This window comes from Psychrobacter sp. N25K4-3-2, assembly GCF_015351755.1.
Lineage (GTDB): Bacteria > Pseudomonadota > Gammaproteobacteria > Pseudomonadales > Moraxellaceae > Psychrobacter > Psychrobacter glaciei.
In genome coordinates, this window is record NZ_JADKLX010000003.1 from 503,927 (window position 1) to 523,408 (window position 19,482).

The 19,482-nt window shown below is 43.2% G+C and carries 18 protein-coding genes; 9 read left to right on the forward strand and 9 right to left on the reverse strand.

All coding sequences use genetic code 11. The features are described 5' to 3' along the window. The first annotated feature begins 96 nt into the window (after window positions 1-96). From IOD06_RS10010 to IOD06_RS10025, 4 genes are all read left to right on the forward strand, one after another. On the forward strand, window positions 97-432 hold the full coding sequence (locus IOD06_RS10010) for a cytochrome c5 family protein (protein WP_194620767.1): 336 nt from the start codon (window positions 97-99) through the stop codon (window positions 430-432). Window positions 433-755: 323 nt separating this feature from the next. Further along, complete coding sequence (locus IOD06_RS10015; RefSeq protein WP_010195758.1) at window positions 756-1,424, forward strand: cytochrome c; 669 nt, start codon at window positions 756-758, stop codon at window positions 1,422-1,424. A 237-nt stretch (window positions 1,425-1,661) separates the two neighbouring features. Beyond that, window positions 1,662-2,804, forward strand: coding sequence for a hypothetical protein (locus IOD06_RS10020; RefSeq protein ID WP_194620768.1), 1,143 nt, complete (start codon window positions 1,662-1,664; stop codon window positions 2,802-2,804). Then, window positions 2,792-3,112 carry an RnfH family protein gene (locus tag IOD06_RS10025; protein WP_320157436.1) on the forward strand — a complete coding sequence of 107 codons (321 nt, stop codon included), beginning with the start codon at window positions 2,792-2,794 and terminating at the stop codon, window positions 3,110-3,112. The genes IOD06_RS10020 and IOD06_RS10025 overlap by 13 nt, the downstream gene beginning before the upstream one ends. A gap of 101 nt (window positions 3,113-3,213) precedes the next feature. Here IOD06_RS10025 and IOD06_RS10030 read toward each other — a convergent pair whose 3' ends face one another. After that, window positions 3,214-3,633, reverse strand: coding sequence for an outer membrane protein assembly factor BamE (locus IOD06_RS10030; RefSeq protein ID WP_051000695.1), 420 nt, complete (start codon window positions 3,631-3,633; stop codon window positions 3,214-3,216). A gap of 325 nt (window positions 3,634-3,958) precedes the next feature. Between IOD06_RS10030 and fur the strand changes: the two genes are divergently transcribed. Beyond that, window positions 3,959-4,393 carry a ferric iron uptake transcriptional regulator gene (fur, locus tag IOD06_RS10035; protein WP_189582952.1) on the forward strand — a complete coding sequence of 145 codons (435 nt, stop codon included), beginning with the start codon at window positions 3,959-3,961 and terminating at the stop codon, window positions 4,391-4,393. A 106-nt stretch (window positions 4,394-4,499) separates the two neighbouring features. On the opposite strand, the gene IOD06_RS10040 is transcribed toward fur, so the two are convergent. Together IOD06_RS10040 and IOD06_RS10045 are read right to left on the reverse strand one after the other, a co-directional pair. Further along, window positions 4,500-5,621 (reverse strand): PilT/PilU family type 4a pilus ATPase, encoded by a 1,122-nt coding sequence (locus IOD06_RS10040; protein ID WP_189582949.1) that lies wholly within the window; start codon window positions 5,619-5,621, stop codon window positions 4,500-4,502. 161 nt (window positions 5,622-5,782) lie between these two features. Next, entirely contained in the window at window positions 5,783-6,838 is a 1,056-nt protein-coding gene (locus tag IOD06_RS10045) for a type IV pilus twitching motility protein PilT (RefSeq protein WP_010195743.1), read from the reverse strand. A gap of 337 nt (window positions 6,839-7,175) precedes the next feature. Here IOD06_RS10045 and IOD06_RS10050 point away from each other — a divergent pair, with 337 nt between their 5' ends. Beyond that, a complete protein-coding gene (locus tag IOD06_RS10050; protein ID WP_194620769.1) occupies window positions 7,176-7,895 on the forward strand; it encodes a YggS family pyridoxal phosphate-dependent enzyme in 720 nt (239 codons plus the stop codon). 15 nt (window positions 7,896-7,910) lie between these two features. On the opposite strand, the gene IOD06_RS10055 is transcribed toward IOD06_RS10050, so the two are convergent. Together IOD06_RS10055 and IOD06_RS10060 are read right to left on the reverse strand one after the other, a co-directional pair. After that, window positions 7,911-9,185 (reverse strand): hemolysin family protein, encoded by a 1,275-nt coding sequence (locus IOD06_RS10055; protein WP_194620770.1) that lies wholly within the window; start codon window positions 9,183-9,185, stop codon window positions 7,911-7,913. Between the two features lie 215 nt (window positions 9,186-9,400). Next, the gene (locus tag IOD06_RS10060; protein ID WP_010195736.1) at window positions 9,401-11,092 is read right to left on the reverse strand and encodes an NAD+ synthase; all 1,692 of its coding nucleotides are present in this window, start codon (window positions 11,090-11,092) and stop codon (window positions 9,401-9,403) included. Between the two features lie 829 nt (window positions 11,093-11,921). Here IOD06_RS10060 and IOD06_RS10065 point away from each other — a divergent pair. The 3 genes from IOD06_RS10065 to epmA are packed head-to-tail and all read left to right on the forward strand — an operon-like array spanning window position 11,922 to window position 15,397. Then, on the forward strand, window positions 11,922-13,058 hold the full coding sequence (locus IOD06_RS10065) for an AI-2E family transporter (protein WP_194620771.1): 1,137 nt from the start codon (window positions 11,922-11,924) through the stop codon (window positions 13,056-13,058). A gap of 53 nt (window positions 13,059-13,111) precedes the next feature. Beyond that, window positions 13,112-14,290: a 4-phosphoerythronate dehydrogenase gene (locus IOD06_RS10070; RefSeq protein WP_194620772.1), complete on the forward strand. Its 1,179-nt coding sequence runs from the start codon at window positions 13,112-13,114 to the stop codon at window positions 14,288-14,290. Between the two features lie 57 nt (window positions 14,291-14,347). Further along, window positions 14,348-15,397 (forward strand): EF-P lysine aminoacylase EpmA, encoded by a 1,050-nt coding sequence (gene epmA / locus IOD06_RS10075; RefSeq protein WP_194620773.1) that lies wholly within the window; start codon window positions 14,348-14,350, stop codon window positions 15,395-15,397. A 318-nt stretch (window positions 15,398-15,715) separates the two neighbouring features. On the opposite strand, the gene IOD06_RS10080 is transcribed toward epmA, so the two are convergent. From IOD06_RS10080 to purE, 4 genes are all read right to left on the reverse strand, one after another. Continuing rightward, complete coding sequence (locus IOD06_RS10080; protein WP_194620774.1) at window positions 15,716-16,354, reverse strand: NAD(P)H-binding protein; 639 nt, start codon at window positions 16,352-16,354, stop codon at window positions 15,716-15,718. A 189-nt stretch (window positions 16,355-16,543) separates the two neighbouring features. Further along, window positions 16,544-16,993, reverse strand: coding sequence for a YaiI/YqxD family protein (locus IOD06_RS10085; RefSeq protein WP_010195720.1), 450 nt, complete (start codon window positions 16,991-16,993; stop codon window positions 16,544-16,546). Next, the gene (locus IOD06_RS10090; RefSeq protein ID WP_194620775.1) at window positions 16,993-18,369 is read right to left on the reverse strand and encodes a 5-(carboxyamino)imidazole ribonucleotide synthase; all 1,377 of its coding nucleotides are present in this window, start codon (window positions 18,367-18,369) and stop codon (window positions 16,993-16,995) included. The genes IOD06_RS10085 and IOD06_RS10090 overlap by 1 nt, the downstream gene beginning before the upstream one ends. A gap of 486 nt (window positions 18,370-18,855) precedes the next feature. Further along, window positions 18,856-19,416, reverse strand: coding sequence for a 5-(carboxyamino)imidazole ribonucleotide mutase (purE, locus tag IOD06_RS10095; RefSeq protein WP_194620776.1), 561 nt, complete (start codon window positions 19,414-19,416; stop codon window positions 18,856-18,858). Window positions 19,417-19,482: the final 66 nt, after the last annotated feature.

Consider the following 19,482-nt stretch of genomic DNA (forward strand, 5'->3'; position numbering starts at 1 on the left):
CATATATTGTTACAATGTTTAATGAAAAACGTTTATTATAGTATTTAATTAAGTTGGTATCTAATTAAGCGTACGAAAAAATTAAGGAGGTGCCCTATGTCTGCAATCACCACACTTTTTACCAAAACTTGCCGTCTACTAATTGGCAGTGGTGCAGCGCTTGTCCTAACGACAGCCATGACAACCAACGCCAGTGCTGCTGATATTGCCACCACCTATGACAATTCATGTGCGGCTTGTCACGATAGTGGCGCGTTAAATGCTATCAAAAAAGGCGACAGTGCTAAGTGGCAGCAGCTAATACAACAAAAAGGCATGCCAGCCCTGATTAACTCAGTCAAAAGTGGTATGACACAGATGCCAGCTGGCGGACTTTGTGATAGCTGTAGCAATGATGACTACCGTAAACTGATTGACTACATGAGTAAATAACAGCTGCTGGATCAAAATTTTAGATAAACGAAATAAAGCGCTTGAAGCACTCACTTCATGCGCTTTTTGTTTTTCAAGCAGCATCCTATAGTAGCGCCAATAGAAAAACCAGTGGTTACTACGATTAAGTAGGCAAATACTATAAAGTCTTGCTATAATAATCCAAAATAAACCCTGATGTTAGTAAGTACTTTCAGACTGTTTGTGACCAACCCATAAAATATATGCTGACTTCGCTATATAGTAGCGCGACGTATATCAATGTGCTTGTCGATGCAATCACTCTAAATAATACTTACGCCGAGTTAGTAGGATTTGTATCAATGAAAAAGTTAATCGCTGCTGCCAGCTTATGCGTTGCAAGTTTCAGCGTACAAGCTGCTATTGTTGTTCCCGAATATGACGTTAACGCTGGTAAGCAAATTGCAGAAACAGTCTGTGCTGCTTGTCATGGTGTTGACGGTGTCAGTGTGGTTCCTGCTCAGCCTAATTTAGGCGGCCAAAATGTTAAGTATCTCTATAAACAGTTGGTCAACTTTAAAGCCGGTTACCGTAAGAACGGTATTATGCAGTCGCAAGTGGCGAACTTATCACAGCAAGATTTGGCCAATGTGGCAGGCTATTATGCTAGCCAAGCGCCTTGGGGAGTTGGCTTCGGTAATCCGGCAACCAACCAAGAAGCGACCAAGCTGTTTTTAGGTGGTGATAAATCTCGTGGCATTATTGGCTGTGCAGGTTGTCATGGTCCAGATGCGGCTGGTAACACATGGGCAGCGTTTCCACGTTTAGGTGGACAACACTCTCAATATATCGCCACTCAGCTAAAACTGTTCCGTGCAGCTGGACGTGAAGATGACATCGACAGCGATGATCAAAAACGTGCCAATGATGCGGCAAAAGAAGGCGAAAAAGGTATGATGCAGACGGTAGCCTCTAAGCTATCAGATCGCGATATCCGTATTTTGGCAGATTATGTGAGTGCTGTTCACTAAGTGCAAGCATTTTCAGCGTTTGCTTTATAGCACACTGCCATTAAGCCGCTGATTACGTGTCAGTCATTATTTAGTTATTAAACCCCGATTTCGGGGTTTTTTTATAACTGCCAGTCCCTTATATTGTACATACCTTTATATTATATAGACGATTATAAGCCTAGCTACAGATGCTTTTGCTTGGTCTGTATAATTATTAATTATCGTTATTCACTTTAGATCGTTTGGATTTAGATTATGATGACCCGCTATGCTTCTTATTTTATCGCAGCGCTGTTACCACTATTATTGTTTCGCTGGTTTGCACCTGCAGCCATTGGTGAAATCGACTTTTGGTTGCTTTGGCTCTTGGCGATGGTCCTAGTATCACTGCCCGTGGTATATGCCGAGATTGCGCTCGCCTATCGTAGTGTCGATGCGCCGTTCGCAGGTATGCAGAAACTCACTCGTGAGGCTGATGCCAGTCCATTATGGCGCAGCTTTGGTTGGTTGGCAGCGCTGGTTTCGATTGTTATTGCTGCGCTAGTTATATCAGGTGCTAGTACTGGTATTGTATCGGCACTTACTGACCTTAATAGTGCACCTGACGTTCCCAGCTTTGCGATCGCTGCGGGATTGATGGTCATTGCTATCTTATTAAGCTTACTCGGTGTTACGCCTTTACCGATTGGTTTAGGTTTAATGCTAGTAGGTTTGGTGCTAGGCGTCGCAAATGGTTTGCCAAATATTGATTTTGCGATGACTGGTATCAGCTTGAGTGAATGGGCGCGCGCGGTTGCTTTAGCGTTGGTCAGTGTGGGGGCGGGTACAGGACTATATTGGTTCGGTCAACATTTATCAACCAAGCAAGTCGTCACAGCGATAGATGTGAATAATATTAATGCACAAAAACCAGCACGCACTCGTGCCAATCAAGAATATCGTGCGAGCAAATTGGTATTGCCCGTCTGGATAGTGCAATTGTTGGTTGGGATTGTGGCACTATTTATCAGTGGTATGGCATTACCACCGATTGGACAGCTGGTATATTGGCTAGGGGTGTTGTTTGTGGCCAGCTATTTGCTACATTATAGCGTACAGCAGTTAGCGCATAAGTTTGGGCTGTTGGTCAGCTTGGTGATCACTTTTGTGGTAGCACTGGTACTAGTCATCGCCATACCCACTATATGGCTGGTAGGTATACTGGTTATTATCAGTAGTATCGCGGTATTGTTGTTGTCCATCTTCGCCGGTTGGCAGATGAAAATCAGTCATTTGCGCAAGTCTCTAAACTTTGGCAATGAAGCGTTCTATAACTTATGGCGGATAGCGATACGTTTGGTTGTACCAGTGGCGCTATTATTGGCGTTGATAGGTTGGGTGATACAGTGGGTAAGCTAATGACGGTCTATCTGGCGTATGCTGAAGAGGCACAGCGTCAGCATTATTTGACGTTATCAGTCGCTGAAGGGACTACTTTATACGAGGCACTCGCGCAAGCAGGCTGGTTGATACAATTTCCAGCATTAGCAAGGTGGTGTGAGGAAGTGGAACAAGTGATAACACCAGCGGCTAAGCGTTGGCATGTAGGTATATATGCCCAAAAGCAGCCGCTCAGTTATCCATTGCAGCCGTTCGACCGAATAGAAGTCTATCGCAGCTTAAGCGCTGATCCTATGTCTCAGCGCAAAACTAAGTCTCGAAGTTAACGGTTTAGCCGGACTGTTATTTAGCTTAAGCGTTATTAAGTTTGCTATTTTGAAACGAAGACACGCCCTAACAATCATTAAGCATAAATTTATAATCAGATTTATTGAGCAGGAAGGGTTTCAATGCCTTCGATGCGACTGACTAAGCCGTTGTCATCAAAGTAAATAACCAAATGCTGGCTGGCATTTTTGACATCAGCGATGCCTTTACGGCTGCCTTCTGTGCCTGCTTTATAATCATAAATATAGTCCCAACGTTTAGGCTCCAGCGTGTCTTTAATCGCTGGGCTACCCAAAATATAGAGGACTTGGTTTTGATTCATGCCCACTTGCAATTTTTGAGCTTGCACTTGGGTAATAGCTGTCCCTTGAGGCAAATCAATTTTATAAACACTCAGTAATGAGCAGCCAGACATCACAACCGAGGCACTAAGCATACCGGTCATGACAATCTTGCGTAATGTACTTGCACGGCTTAACGGACGAAAATTTAATGTCTTTATCATGGTAAGATGACTCATAAAAAATGGATTAGGTACGGTCAAGGGGTGTTGGTGCTGGTCTTGCCGACAATCTTGGACAAATGATACGTCATTTACTTGCAATTGCCTACCACTTACGACATTATTTACCAAACACTACCTAAGGCATTGGATTATTTATATTTTAAATTCATAGACTTGCGGTGAGATCTATATACCTTAACCACGCTAAAAATTTATGCAAGACAAGCTGGGCTACTGAGATTTGGATCTTTAGTATTTAATTAATAATAATCACTGGCGATTATTTACCTCATATTTTTTAGTTTTTATTTGCTAAGACTTAACAGTCAGAAGGGATATTATGGCTTCTTTTACCAATCAAGATTTACGTAAAGCAGGATTAAAGGTAACGTTACCGCGTATCAAAATTTTAGAGTTGCTTGAGTGCGCAGAGCTTCATCATATGAGTGCAGAAGAGGTGTACAAAGCACTGATTGAACAAGGTGAAGATGTGGGACTGGCGACCGTCTACCGAGTACTGACGCAGTTTGAACAAGCAGGTATTGTTGAGCGCCATAACTTTGAGAACAATCTATCTGTGTTTGAGATCACTCAGGCAGAGCATCATGATCATCTGGTTTGTGATGTTTGCGGCAAGATTATCGAATTCCATAACGAGATTATCGAAGAACAACAACTCAAGGTAGCCGCCGAGCATGGCTTTAAGCTATCGGGTCATTCTCTAGTGTTATACGGCATTTGTAACAATCAAGAATGTCGTGACAGCGCAAAATAATAGCCTTAAAAGTATTTGTTTTTGCAGACAGCAGTGGTCACACAATAAAAACAGCCCTCAATAATGAGGGCTGTTTTTATTGTGTGACTTGCTTACTTGCTACAGATTAGCTGACATCCAACGATAAGCTATCAGCACCTTCGTCTAGATTAGCTGTACCATTTTTACTGCTCAGTTTAATTTTGAGACGTAAGTCATTAGGAGAGTCAGCGTGCAGAATGGCTTCTTTATAAGTGATTTCACCTTGTTCGTATAGATCAAAGAGCGCTTGGTCAAAGGTTTGCATACCGCTATCACGGGAGCGCGTCATGACATCTTTGATTTCGTGGACTTCGCCTTTACGGATATAGTCACTGATCAGCTGCGAGTTTAACAAAATCTCAATGGCTGCCCGCCGACCTTTACCGTCTGGGGTTGGAATCAATTGCTGCGCGATAATGGCCTGTAAGTTAAGCGACAAATCCATAAATAACTGATTGTGGCGACTGGTTTCAAAAAAGTGAATAATACGGTCAATTGCTTGGTTGGCATTGTTGGCGTGCAAGGTGGCGAATACCAAATGACCAGTCTCTGCATATTGGATCGCATAACTCATGACTTCACGGTTACGAATTTCACCAATCAAAATAACGTCTGGTGCTTGGCGCAAGGTGTTTTTTAGACCCGCCTCAAAAGAGTGGGTATCGATACCAACTTCACGCTGAGTAATGATACAACCACGGTGTTTATGAACAAATTCAATCGGGTCTTCGATGGTAATAATATGACCATGAGAGTTTTGGTTGCGATGACCGATCATGGAAGCCAGAGTGGTTGATTTACCGGTGCCGGTTGCGCCAACTAATAGAATAATACCGCGTTTTTTCATGGCCAGCTCCTTCAATGCTGGCGGCAATCGTAGTTCTTCAACGGTTGGAATCTTATTCTCAATTTTCCGTAAAATCATGCCCGCCATATCGCGCTGTACAAAGGCACTGACTCGAAAGCGTGCTTGCTGTGCTTCATCAGTAATGGCGAATTGACATTCATTCGTCTCTTTAAACTCTTTTTGTTGGCTTGGCGTCATTACCCCTTTGACCAATAGCATGGTTTGCTCAGCGCTCAGGGGCGTCTTACCAACGGGTAGAATTTTCCCATTTATTTTCATGGAAGGCGCTACATCAGCGGTAATAAAAAGGTCGGAGCCGTTTTTATTGATCATTAACTGTAACAGTTTATCAATATCCATATCTTACCTACATTCGGTGTAAATCGATTAAAAATTGTCTAAAGTCCATTTTTAAAGATCAATAATCATGACTATTAAAAATAAATAAAGTGTATAAAAAGGTATATAAAAAAGTCACTGGCTATTAGTAGTAGTTAGTAGCTCTGATCAGATCAGCACTGCTATAAAAATGCATCAGGCTGCTTGGCATAAGGACGAGCAACGTCTTTGCTGATCGTGCCCTTTGTCACAAGATTTTTAAGCGTTTGATCTAGAGTAATCATGCCATCACCGGCACCTGTTTGGATAGCGGAGTACATTTGGGCAATTTTATTCTCACGAATCAAGTTACGAATCGCTGGCGTACCCAGCATAATCTCATGCGCGGCAATTCGTCCGCCAGTTTGACGACGCAATAGAGTCTGTGAGATGACCGCTTGTAGCGACTCCGACAGCATGGCACGAATCATATCTTTTTCCGCTGCAGGAAATACATCGATCACGCGGTCAATGGTCTTAGCCGCTGAGCTTGTGTGTAGGGTGCCAAAAACTAAGTGACCGGTCTCAGCAGCAGTCAAGGCCAGACGAATGGTCTCAAGGTCACGTAGCTCACCAACAAGGATAATATCAGGATCTTCACGCAATGCTGAACGTAGCGCTGGCTCGAAACCTAAGGTATCACGGTGTACTTCACGTTGGTTAACCAGACTTTTTTTAGATTCGTGGACAAATTCAATCGGGTCTTCGATGGTTAAAATATGCTCTTTACGGGTTTCGTTGATATAATCAATCATAGCAGCGAGCGTGGTTGATTTTCCTGAGCCTGTCGGACCTGTTACTAGGACGACCCCACGTTTGAGATCTGACACACGCTTGAATACTTCGCCCATACCCAAGTCTTCCATAGTCAGTACTTTGGAAGGAATGGTACGAAAGACAGCGCCTGCACCGCGATTTTGGTTGAAAGCGTTGACCCGAAAACGCGCTAAGTTGGGAATCTCGAAAGAAAAATCCGTCTCATAAAACTCTTCAAAGTCAGCACGCTGCTTATCATTCATGATGTCATAAATCAGCTGATGCACGACTTGATGCGTCATCGTTGGCATATTGATGCGTGTCATCTCACCGTCGACCCGAATCATCGCTGGCATACCGGCTGAAATATGTAGATCTGATGCCTTATGTTTGACCGTAAAGCGCAGCAGATCTTCGATGCTTAGATTGTTTTTTTCAGCCATAATCAGGCATTCCTATCAATGAATAAGGGTAAGACGAAAAGAGCATAGCAGCAGGCTGTAAACGATAACCTTACCAATCATCCTCTGCTAGATCAGTTATTTAGCGATGAGCTGGGCTATGGTTGTTACTATTACTATTATTTTTAGCAGTATATGTTAAACCATGTAACAATATCATAACAAGACTCTTGGCATTTAACCATCTACTAGGCTAAGAAAATGTAAAATTAGACAGTCATTTATTTATTGTGTAAATTTTGCTCATGGCAAGATTTTTATGGAAGTCCTAATAAAAATCAAAACAAATAATCGAACCATTTATTCTTGTGAGCTGTATATGAAAGATACTGAAAATAATTTTGATAAATTAAGCCTTATTGATAACTGGCAACAGGTCACACGACAAGTGACGCAGGCAGGTGAACAAGCCAAAGATACCGCACCAGACGAGGTTATTTTACTTGCGGTTTCTAAGACCAAGCCTGCCGAGATGATTGCTACTTTAGCTGAGCAAGGACAACGCCACTTTGGGGAAAATTATCTGCAAGAAGCTATCGAAAAAATCAGTACCCTAAAATCTCAAGCAATAGGCGAGTCTATTATTTGGCATTATATTGGTAGTATTCAACGTAATAAGACGCGTGATATTGCCGAGCATTTTGATTGGGTACAAACGGTTGAGCGCGACATCATTGCGAAGCGTCTGAATGAGCAACGTCCAAGCGAGTTGCCGCCATTGAACGTTCTGATCCAACTCAATATTGATAATGAAGACAGCAAGTCAGGGTGTTTGCCAGCGCAGTTACCGGAATTGATAACCACAATGAAAGGTTATGAGCGTCTGCAATTGCGTGGACTGATGATTATCCCTGCTAAAACCAACACTGATGCTTTTAGCCGCACCAAGCAATTATTTGAAGCCATCAAGCGTGACCATCCAGAATTAACTGGCTGGGATACGCTTAGTATGGGCATGAGTGATGATATGGCAGAGGCGATTGCCAATGGCTCGACCATGGTGCGAGTCGGCACCGCCATATTTGGTAGTAGAGGTTAGTGCATGTTGAGTCGATTAAGCTACTTCTTCGAGCTTAGTCACTAGTAGCTGGTTAATTTTGAGGTTATTAGTCGCAAGAATTTCAAAGCGGTAGTTGGCATATTCAATGCTGTCAGTTTTCTTCGGGATTTTGCGTAGCATATAGACCATAAAACCACTGATCGTTTCGTAGTTCTGGCTGTGCGGTAGATTGACGATACCAAGTGAGCGAATCACATCTTCGATTGGGGTCATGCCGTCAATGAGCCAAGAGTTATCAGTACGCTGAACAATGGGCTGATCTTCTAAAGTGACCAGCTCGCCCATGACAATACTCATGACGTCTTTTAAGGTAATCACTCCAACGACCAGCGCATACTCGTTAATGATAACGGCAAAGTCAGCACCGGTTGATTTAAACATCTCTAACACTTCAAACAAAGATAAAGTATCAGGCACAAACAGCGCCGGTTTTAATAAGGCTTTGTTTGTTAAGCTGACCTCTTGTTGGTTAAGCACCAACGCTAAAAAACTGCGTGACTCCACATAGCCAATGATATGCTCTAGATCATCGTCATGGCAGACCAAAAATTTACTATGTGGCTGTTTGATCATGACCTCAACCACTTGCTCCGTACTGACCTTGGTATCAAAATAAACGATGTGTTCGCGTGGATTCATCACTGAGGTCACCGTGCGCTCTTGCATCTCAAAGATATTTTCGATCAAATGATGCTCTTGATGCTTAATCACCCCAGCTTCTGCACCAGCATCCATCACTGCGTAGATATCCTCTGACGTCATCTCATCTTGACGGACAGTCGATATACCCAATAAGTTAAAAATCAGGTTTGCTGCACCATCAAAAACCCAAATAATCGGTTTTAATATAAAAATTAAAAAAATCATCGGCCGCACAACTTTGATGGCAATCGGTTCAGAGTTGGACATGGCGAGACGTTTGGGCATCAAGTCGGCAAACAGCACAAAAACACTGGTGATGATGATAAATGACACAACAGAGGCGAGCGCTTCATGACCGAATAGACGCTCTAAATAAGGACTGATGGCTGATTCGCCGATAACACCTGCCAAAATGGCCACCGCATTGAGCGCGATCTGTACCACAGTAATAAAACTGCCAGGATGCTCTTGCATATTGAGAACATCAAGCGCGCGCACTTCGCCTTCTTTGGCCATCACTTGTAGTTTGATTTTTCGGGCGGAGGCTAGTGCTAGCTCGGAGCTGGAGACAAGGGCGCTGAGCGCAATTAATAAAAAGATAAACACACCAGCAGTTAGCAAGCTCATGAGATACTCGGATAGAAATAGGTAGGGTAGTTAGGTTAAAAATAAAGGGTTTAATTTGTGGACGCGAAAAGCTTATTTGTGAATGTTCAACACATTCTAGTCAGAAACTAAAAAAGCTGGGCAAGCACCCAGCTAATAATTAAAGATTGATTTTTGAACAAGGAGGTTGTCATTGTCTGACTTCTTTACGGTAGTAGTCAGACAATGGTTGCAACCTAGCCTTTTATCGACCATTTATTCACCAATGGATAACGACGCTCACGACCAAAGGCTTTATGGCTGATCTTCGTGCCAATTGGTGCCTGACAGCGTTTAAATTCGTTATTGTCGACCATTTGGATAACCTTGGCGACCAAGTCAGCATCGAACCCTTTATCTACGATATCTTGATAGCCCATGTCTTCATCGATATAAGACATCAGGATGCCGTCTAAGATGTCATAGTCAGGTAAGCTGTCCTGATCTTTTTGGTCAGGGCGTAGCTCGGCTGATGGGGGACGGGTAATCACACGCTCAGGAATCACAGGCGTGTCTTCTAGGCGGTTGCGATAGCTGGCCAGTTTATAAACCTGTGATTTATAAACATCTTTTAGCACATCGAAGCCACCTGCCATATCACCATATAAGGTTGAATAACCAACTGCCAGCTCTGATTTGTTGCCAGTCGTGATGACCAAATGTCCAAATTTATTGGACAGTGCCATCAATACAACACCGCGCGCACGTGCTTGGATATTTTCTTCAGTGGTGTCCGCAGGTGATTTATTAAATAGCGGGGCAAGTGTATGACGAATGCCTTCGACCGCATCAAAAATTGGACAAACCGTATAAGAAACATTTAGACGACGGGCTTGTGCTTGTGCGTCTTCTAAGCTGATTGGTGACGTATATTCATAGGGCATCATGACCGCATAAACTTTATCCGCACCCAAGGCATCGACTGCGATACAAAGTGTTAATGCCGAATCAATACCACCTGATAAACCGACGATAATGCCAGAGAATCCTGAAAGGTTGACATAATCACGCAAGCCAACCACCAGTGCTTGATACATCTCTGATTCGCGGCTGAGGGTCAAAGGTGCTTTAGACTGTGCATTGAATTTGGCAGTTTTGACATCTAAAGTCGCGAGTAGCAATTGGTTCATAAAGCGTGGCGCTTCGTGGGCAACGCTGCCATCAGCTTGAACTGCCATAGAGCCACCGTCAAAGACCAAGTCATCTTGACCGCCAACAGCATTGACATAGATGATGGGGAGGCCATTTTCACGGCTGCGTTTGGTCAGCATGGTTTTACGATTGTCTTGTTTTTCAATTTCGAAAGGTGAGGCATTTAAGCTGATTACTAGATCTGCGCCTTGCTTTTTGAGGTCAGAAATAGGGCCTTTTTCCCATAAGTCTTCACAGATGAGCAGACCAATAGTAATGCCTTTATAATCAAATAGGACTTGATTGCGACCTTTGTCAAAGTAACGACGCTCATCGAACACGCCATAGTTTGGCAATATTTGCTTATGATAAAAGCCTTTTTGATGCCCATTATGCAGGATGGCTGCTGAGTTGAACGTGCCATGGTGATCGACGTGCGGATAGCCAACGATCATGACTATGTCATCGATATCACTTAAGCTAGATAAAGCGCTTTTGATGCGACCTGACAAGCTTGGGCGCAGCAGTAAGTCTTGGGGTGGATAGCCTAATAGTGCGAGCTCTGGAAAGACAATCACATCAGCACCTTGCTCGCGAGCTTCTAGTGCCAGCGTGCGCATTTTTGCTGCATTGGCGGTAATATCACCGACCAAAAAGTGTGATTGGGCTAAAGCAAAAGTAACACTGTCTTGGGTTTTAGTGGTCTTACTCGCCTCATTTGAGGCAGTAAGGTTAGGGTTATCATTGTCTTTTGACATTGTTATTGTTCCTATGAATATAGTATTTAAAATTTGGTGGATCAGTATTGGTTTAAAATAAAAATTAATCCGAAATTACATCAAAGCATTGCGCGTCAGTCATGGTTTTTTTTACATTGTTTTTAACCGTGAGTTCGTATATCGAACTCGCATGATGCGTACAACGCTTGTATAAGCATCAATGTAATGCTTATATAGCAGACCCAAATTATGCTGCACTACTCTAAAAAGCTAGACATTAATAGCGTTTAGAGAGGAAGAATAAAGAAGGGTTATGATAAAGGATGCGCTCTAATAATGACGAAAATAAATAAGGTCAAATTGAAGTAGCGGCACTTAAAATTTCAAAACAATTATTCTAGTATAACATCAATTGTTGATACTAATAGAACGCGCCAGTGATTTACCTTATTAGATAGTGACTCATAAAGTGACAGCAAATAGTACTCAATGGTTATTGTTTTTCGGCATTCATTCTATGTATGATGGTTTGGTTAACAACGTAACGGTCCAGTGAAGTTAGCCCAAAAAAATTGTAAGGAAAGATTACAACATAGGGTTATTTATTTGACCTACTTTGTTGCATAATACCTGTCGGTAGGTAGTCTGCTTCTTGTGCTATTTTCTAAGACATTATTGACATCAACTGTGTTACGGTTGACGTGAGGCAAGCTTACTTGTAGCCAATATTGACCTGTATATTTATAGCCAACTACCCTCGTTAATGGATACCCTCTACGGAAATTGTCCGTAGATTGCTGTTCACCTATTTATAAACTTTGCAGCAATGCCGTATGAGGTTTTGCTGTCCGCTTTTGGTTTATACACTATGATAGAAAACTGGACAAAAGAATTTATTATTCAGCGCTTATTGGCCATTACTTTATTGGTTGTGCTGTTTATATTATGTTTTCAAGTGGTACAGTTTTTTATTGTACCGGCACTATGGGCGGCGATTTTAGCGTACGTTACTTTTCCTATTTATAACTTTTTTCACCAACGCGTAAAGTTCAGCTCAAACGTTAGCGCCGCTATCATGACCGTGAACATCTCTCTTATGATCGGTGTGCCGCTCGTGGTCGGTATCTTTATTTTGCAGCAGGAAGCCTTAAGTATCATCAGCAACTTAATCTATCGTATTAAAGTAGGTTATTTGGACGTGCCTGATTCTGTCAAAGATTTACCGATTATCGGTCAACAAGTCAAAGATGTGCTGTGGCGCATCAATAAAAACCCTGAAGGGACGCTAGAAGCGTTTCGTATTTGGGTGCAGTCCCATTTATATTATGGCAAAATCGCCTTTGATGTGGTGTTCAGTAGTCTTGCCAAGCTTGGTATGGCGCTGATGACCCTGTTCTTCTTTTATCGTGATGGCACAAGCTTGATTCGCCAAATCCGTCAAGCCTTACGTAACATCATTGGCAATCGTATCGATGGTTATATTGACTCTGTGGGTACGACCACTCGCGCTGTAGTATATGGCATTGGGCTGACCGCATTGGCACAGGCGATACTTGCTGGTATTGGTTATTATTTCTCTGGTGCGCCAAGTCCTATTTTACTGACAATTATCACTTTCATCATTGCCTTAATCCCGTTTGGTACGCCATTTGTGTGGGGCGGGGTGTCGATTTGGTTGTTAAGTCAGGGTCATACGGTAGAAGGTATTGGTTTGGCATTGTGGGGCGTGTTGGTCATCAGCTGGGTCGACAACCTTATCCGTCCTATCGTGATTAGCGGTGCCACCAAGATTCCTTTCATCATTATTTTTATCGGGGTCTTGGGCGGGTTAACAGCTTTTGGTTTCGTTGGTCTGTTCATCGGTCCTGTGGTATTGGCTATCGGTCTTGCGGTATGGCGTGAGTGGATATCGCAACACAAAAATGAAATATTCGCCCCACAAGAAATCATGTTGAGCGATAAAAACACACAATCAGCGGTTGATGAGCAAAGTGAAAGCAGCTGAGTCATAAAGAGTAAAATACTGATCGATAAAGATATTTAATAAGGCTTAACGCGATGACGGATACAGCAACAGAAATCACTATTTTGGCGGATAGTAATATCGCCAGCCTTGATGAGTTTTTTACTGCCACTATGCTTGGTCAGGCGACTGAGCAGACGGTAAATATTATCAAAGTGGCTGGACGCGATATCAATGCGCAATTGCTTGCCGAATTACAGCCAACTATATTGTTAATACGCTCTGTAACGTCAGTAAATAAAGCATTACTGGCTGATAATGAAAGTGTTGAGTTTGTTGGCTCTGCAACGATCGGTACCGATCATGTTGATCAAGATTATTTGGCTGCACGCAATATCACTTTTGCCAATGCTGCTGGCTGTAGCAAACATTCGGTCGCCCAATATGTACTGACGGCTATCTTAACGCTGCGTCCACAGTATTGGCAGCCATCAACGACGCTATTAATGACATCATCAATGCCACCATTAACCTTGGGCATCATTGGGCTTGGCAACATTGGCAGTACGCTCGCTCAGTATGCGACTGCTTTGGGCTGGCAAGTACTGGGCTATGACCCGTTATTACACCCTTCAGATATTAATAACGCCAGTTTTGAGCAAGTGCTTAGCCAAAGCGACGTTGTCAGTTTACATGTGCCACTCACGGACAAAAAAAGTACGGATAAAAAGGCTGCGGATGGACAAAGTGTTCAAAGCAGTAATGGCAGTGATTATCCAACGCGTCATTTAATCAATGCAGAGGCTCTAGCAATGATGTCGCCGCATACCATGCTCATTAATAGCGCGCGTGGACCTGTTATTAATGTGAGTGATTTAGAAGCAGATATTGAGCGTAACGAGCGGCAAGTGGTGCTTGATGTGTTTGAGCACGAGCCAGAGATTTCTGAAGGCTTGTTGGCCAAATTGGCTATCGCCACGCCACACATCGCTGGCTATACCGTAGAAGGGAAGCTGCGCGGCACGCAAATTATTTATGATGCATTATGTGAAAAACTGGCGGTCGTACCTGTGCAGTCTATGCAAAAACTGCTGCCACTAAATATGTTTTTATGGTCTGAGTTGAGGGCGCATCCAGATAGATTGATTAAGTTTTATGACATTATGCAAGATGATGCTTCTCTGCGGAGTCAGGCAGTTGATGGACAAGTTAATGGCGCTGATTTTGATCAACTGCGCCGTGATTATCATTTGCGCCGTGAATGGCAGTTTTAAAGTTAACCCTCAGTTTACAAACTTACTTTTATAATCCATTAGCCACAGTAAATAGTCATGAATCAATCAATCAGTTCTTCTGTTAAGCCGGATGCTAAGCCAAATGCTAAGCCCAGTTACGCACCAACCATGACGCTAGGTATGGCGCAGCAGCGTGCGCAATTCATGCAGGATATTCGTCAGTTTTTTGATAAGCGGCAAGTACTAGAAGTGCAAACACCGCTACTGTCGCAAGCTGGCAATACAGATACTTTTTTGCAGTCCGTCGCTGCGCAAGTTACTTATCAAGATCGACCTTATACTTATTACCTGCATACGTCGCCTGAATTTGCCATGAAGCGTTTACTGGCAAGCTGGCAAGTGCCTATTTATCAGATTTGTCCCGTTTTTCGAGATAATGAGATAGGCGTACGTCACAATATTGAATTCACTATGCTGGAATGGTATCAGCCACATTATAGCTTAGCCGATATGGCGGCTGAGCTTGGCGAACTACTAGAAGCGCTCTATGGCTATCCGATTGTGATGAACCATTACCGCTATGTGGATGCCTTTATGGACTTCGTCGGCATACATCCGCTGACGGCTAGTCTAGCTACCCTACAAGCAGTGGCAGAGGATAAAGGGTTGACCAGTTTTGATTTTAATAGTGTAGAAAGCAGCGCAACCAATAGTGAAGAAAATATTCGTCAAAGTTGGTTGGACCTATTGTTCAGCCATGCAGTCGAGCCAAACTTGGGTCACGATTTACCGACTTTGATTATAGAATATCCGCCAGCAACGGCAGCATTAGCAAAAACGGCTTTAGATAAAGACGGTAATAAGGTGGCTAAGCGCTTTGAGTTATATATCAATGGTATTGAGATTGCCAATGCTTATGACGAGCTGGCAGATGGGCAGGCGTTAAGGGCACGCTTTGAGCAAGACAATCAATTGCGTCAGCGTCATAACCTGCCAGTCATGCCAATCGATGAGCACCTATTGGCAGCATCCGATGACTTGATACCCTGTAGCGGTATCGCCGTCGGTATCGATAGATTGCTCATGGTGATAACAGGGGTGAATAGCTTAGAGGACGTCATTCCGTTTCCGAGTGGTTTGGCGTAATATAGCCGACACTGTATAGTCAAGGAATGTTAGAATCGCTACAAGGCGACCGACCGCAGATAGTACACTGCGTACATCTAGGACGGGTAACACCGTAGCGGTTTAAAAGTGCTCTGACTATATGTATCAATGAGATAGAGTGTTAGGCGTACCCAGTTTAAATAATTACTTTCCTTACTGATTTTGAATACCGTACAAAGCAGAAGGGTCACTTATCGATTGGCTGTTTGAACGCTCGCCAATAAATAAGTGACCCTTCTTTTAAGCTTTTTAAAAATCTAATCTCGTTAGATTCCTATAAGCCGTTATCAAATAAGCTTATACACTGGCTACAGCTTCATCGATTGCTGTCTCACCGTTATGCATGCCAAATACTTTCTTGGTTGTATTGCTCGCGTTTAATACAGCCACTAAAGTAGCGGCAACATCTGCAATCGAGTTTTCACCAGAGTTATTGTCATTGACGATGATTTTACCAGTCGCTTCGCGTTCTTTTAGCGCCGCTGCTTGTACGATAGTATAGTCAAGGCTGCTGTTATTTACCAACCACTGATCGGCATAGTGCTTAGAGATGTAATAGCCTTTTAAGTCGCCAAGTCCTAATTCGTCCCATTTTTTGGTGTCTAATGAGAACACGGTGCTAAGCATGATGTAGCGTTTGATACCTTTATCCTGTACCGCTTGCATGGTTTTGATCGCACCATGTAAATCGACTTCTAAGATATCTTTACCACCAGAACCAGCCACAAAATAAACCGCATCGATATCTTGATCGATTTGCTTCTGAATCGCGTCTTTTTGAGCCGTAATGTCTAAATCCAACTGGCTATAATTGTCATCATTGAACAATTTTTCTTGTTGACGGGTCGTGCCTACCACTTGGTGATTATCAGCCAATAATTGCTTGACCAAATCTGTTCCTACTCGACCGCTTGCGCCAATTACTAAAATTTTCATAGTCATTCCTATTCTTATGTACGTTACTGTTGTTGTAAAAACTGAATGTAGCGTAACAAGAATGGTTGGCACACTTCGTTATGAAGCGTGCCGATTGCATAGTGTTTGGTTATGATTGTATACGGTTTGCAAAGAGCACAGGCTATGAGAGGTTTAGAGTGAGTGGAAGGGAAATAGCATTATTAAAAATTAACGTACTAAACGATTTAGACCATCGGCAAAGGCTTTTTTATCACGGTCACCGTATGGTTTTTGTCCGCTCATCTCTTGTAGCTCTAGCACGCCAGTACCGCGCATGGTATCCATAAAATCGCGCATATTGAGCTTTTGCTTGATATTGTTTTTGTCATAGACCATGCCGCGTGTGGTCAGTACCATGCCACCTTTGTCCAAAATATCGTTGGCCAAAGGAATATCACTGGTAATCGCAAGATCACCTGGCTGTATTTGTTCTACGATATAGTCATCCGCTTTATCAAAACCTGATGGCACTACCGTCATGATGAGCAACGGAGACTTACGCAGCTTAATTGGCTGATTGGCGACAAAAATAGCCATTGTCTGCGTCCGTTCAGCCGTTTTGATAATCAAATCTTTGGCAATTAATGGCACCGAATCAGCATCCACCCAAATTTGCATTATTTTTTAGCCTTCTCTGTTTTTGATTTAGCCTCTATAACTGGCTTGGTTTGGCTGTCTTTAATAGCGTTATCATTTTTAACCTTGTCGTTACTGTCTTTAGACGTTTTATCAGCTGCTATAACCGCCGAATGATCTGTCACTTCTGGCTGATTATCGATGACACCAGAGGCTAATTTTTTATCAAGACCAACTTTATTGGGAAGTACCGCGACGAGCTTGGCTAAGGCAGGCTCTAAATCGGTAACATCATTGGGCATCAATGTGATGTGTGCAATTTTTCGATCCTCACGTTCAGCCTTATGATAACTATGATAATGCGCGCCATCGATAGCTAGCACGGCGCTGATATCAGGATATTGCCCTAAGACGTTAAGCATAATCGCTGGATGAACATTATCTGTATCGCCGAGTGGTAAATTGACCACGGCACGGATATGGTTTTCAAATTGACTGGTAACAGCGCCTTCAATACTCCAGTGTCCAGAATTGTGTACACGCGGTGCAATCTCATTGGCGAGTACAGCGTCATTGCCACGCGCGTCTTTGGTGACGAACAGCTCAAGCGCCATCACGCCCACATAACCCAAATGATTCATGACCGTGGTAATCGCATCGGTCGCTTGCTTAAATAAATGGCTAGTCCCAACCGCAGGTGCTTGGGTCTTGGCCAAAACACCATGATGATGATGGTTTTCAACCAAATCATAACAGCGTACCTGACCGTTCTGTCCTCGTGCCGCGATAATAGAGACTTCACGGCTAAAATGAATAAAACCTTCTGCAATCAATGGCGCGGGCGTTGGCGTCAGCTCACCTTTACCACTGACAGCGTCTTTGAGGTCTTGCCAGGCCGCTTTGATATCACTGTCTTGCTTAATGACAAATTGACCTTTGCCATCATAACCGCCGCGGCTGGTCTTGAGGACGATGGGCATTCCAAGCTCACTGCAAGCTTGCTGTAGCTCGGCTTCCGAGTTGACTGCTTTAAAAGGGACGGTGGCGATATCAAGGGCATTAAACATTTGCTTTTCTTTTAAGCGATCTTGGGCGATATCAAGGGCAATCGGTGGCGGAAACATACCTTGCTTGCTACCAGATGTTGATAAATTGGCCAGTTGTTCAACCGTCGCCGTCGGTGTGTTTTCAAACTCCAATGTAAATACATCGGCTGCGGCAATAAAGGCTTCTAATTGCTCGCTATGAAAGACGCGCCCGTAAAGGCTGGCAGGGCATTCAGCGTTGTCTTCTAAAAACACACACTGATAGCCTAGAGGCATGGCCGCTTCGGCAAGCATCATGCCAAGCTGACCACCGCCTAAAATACCGATAGTACGAATGGTTTGGGTAACAGGATAAGCGTTCGCTGTGGTCATGGCAGGCTCTTTGAATTGAAAATGAATAAAGGGTATTCGGTTTAGGGTCTGTTGAACATTCAAATATTAGGACTGCTGATCGCTAAAATTGCACCAAACGTTTTATCAAATCAGGCGTAAACCGACGATAATGTCGAGACCTTAGCTAGGTTTACAACAACGTTTGGGGTGATTTTAGCATCAGCCTTTCAGGGCAGGGCTATTTATTGCCAATACATGGCGAAATTGTCTAACCTAGAATGACTAGGCGTCAAAAATTTCACTGCGTATTGTCTAAAAAATAACCACTGCCAGTGCCACATTTGAATGTTCAACAGACCCTATTTAGATCTGAAATCTAATCTATTAAAATAGGAAAAGGTGCACTGTATGCACCTTGTATTTAGTAGAACTCATCTAAGCATAAATATCAAGTTTAGAACATTTATAATCAGATAATGGGTCTTCGTATTTTTTTAGAAACTATCATTAGCTCAGTTGTATTTTTTAACTGTTGATAATGCCCGGTGTTGGGCTGGCAAGGATGGTTTCGGTTTGTGTTTGGCGTAGAGTATCCAGCTTAGTAGCGATTGCGTCGTCATGCAAGGCCAAGACTTGAATCGCCAGCAATGCTGCATTATAAGCGCCTGCCGCCCCAATTGCTAAAGTACCAACCGCAACACCTTTTGGCATTTGTACGATAGACAATAAGCTGTCCCAACCACTGAGCATCGAGGATTTTACAGGGACACCAAATACTGGTAGCGGCGTTTGACTGGCACACATACCCGGCAAGTGAGCAGCACCACCAGCCCCAGCGATAATAACTTGTAAGCCATTACCTTTAGCATTTTTGGCATAGTCAAATAATCGGTCAGGCGTACGGTGTGCTGATACCACTTCACAATCAAAAGCGATATCAAAATCTGCAAGCAGTTGCGCAGCAGCGCTCATGGTTGCCCAATCAGACTGCGAGCCCATGATAATGCCAACTTTTGGCTGACCAGCAGGAGAGGCGATTGGACTTTTTTGCTCAACAGAGTTAACACTAGCTGATTGGGTACTCATGCTTTGATATCCTCAAAACGACCATCATACAAAAGTTTTGCCGCCTTCGTAAAGCCAAGTTTACCG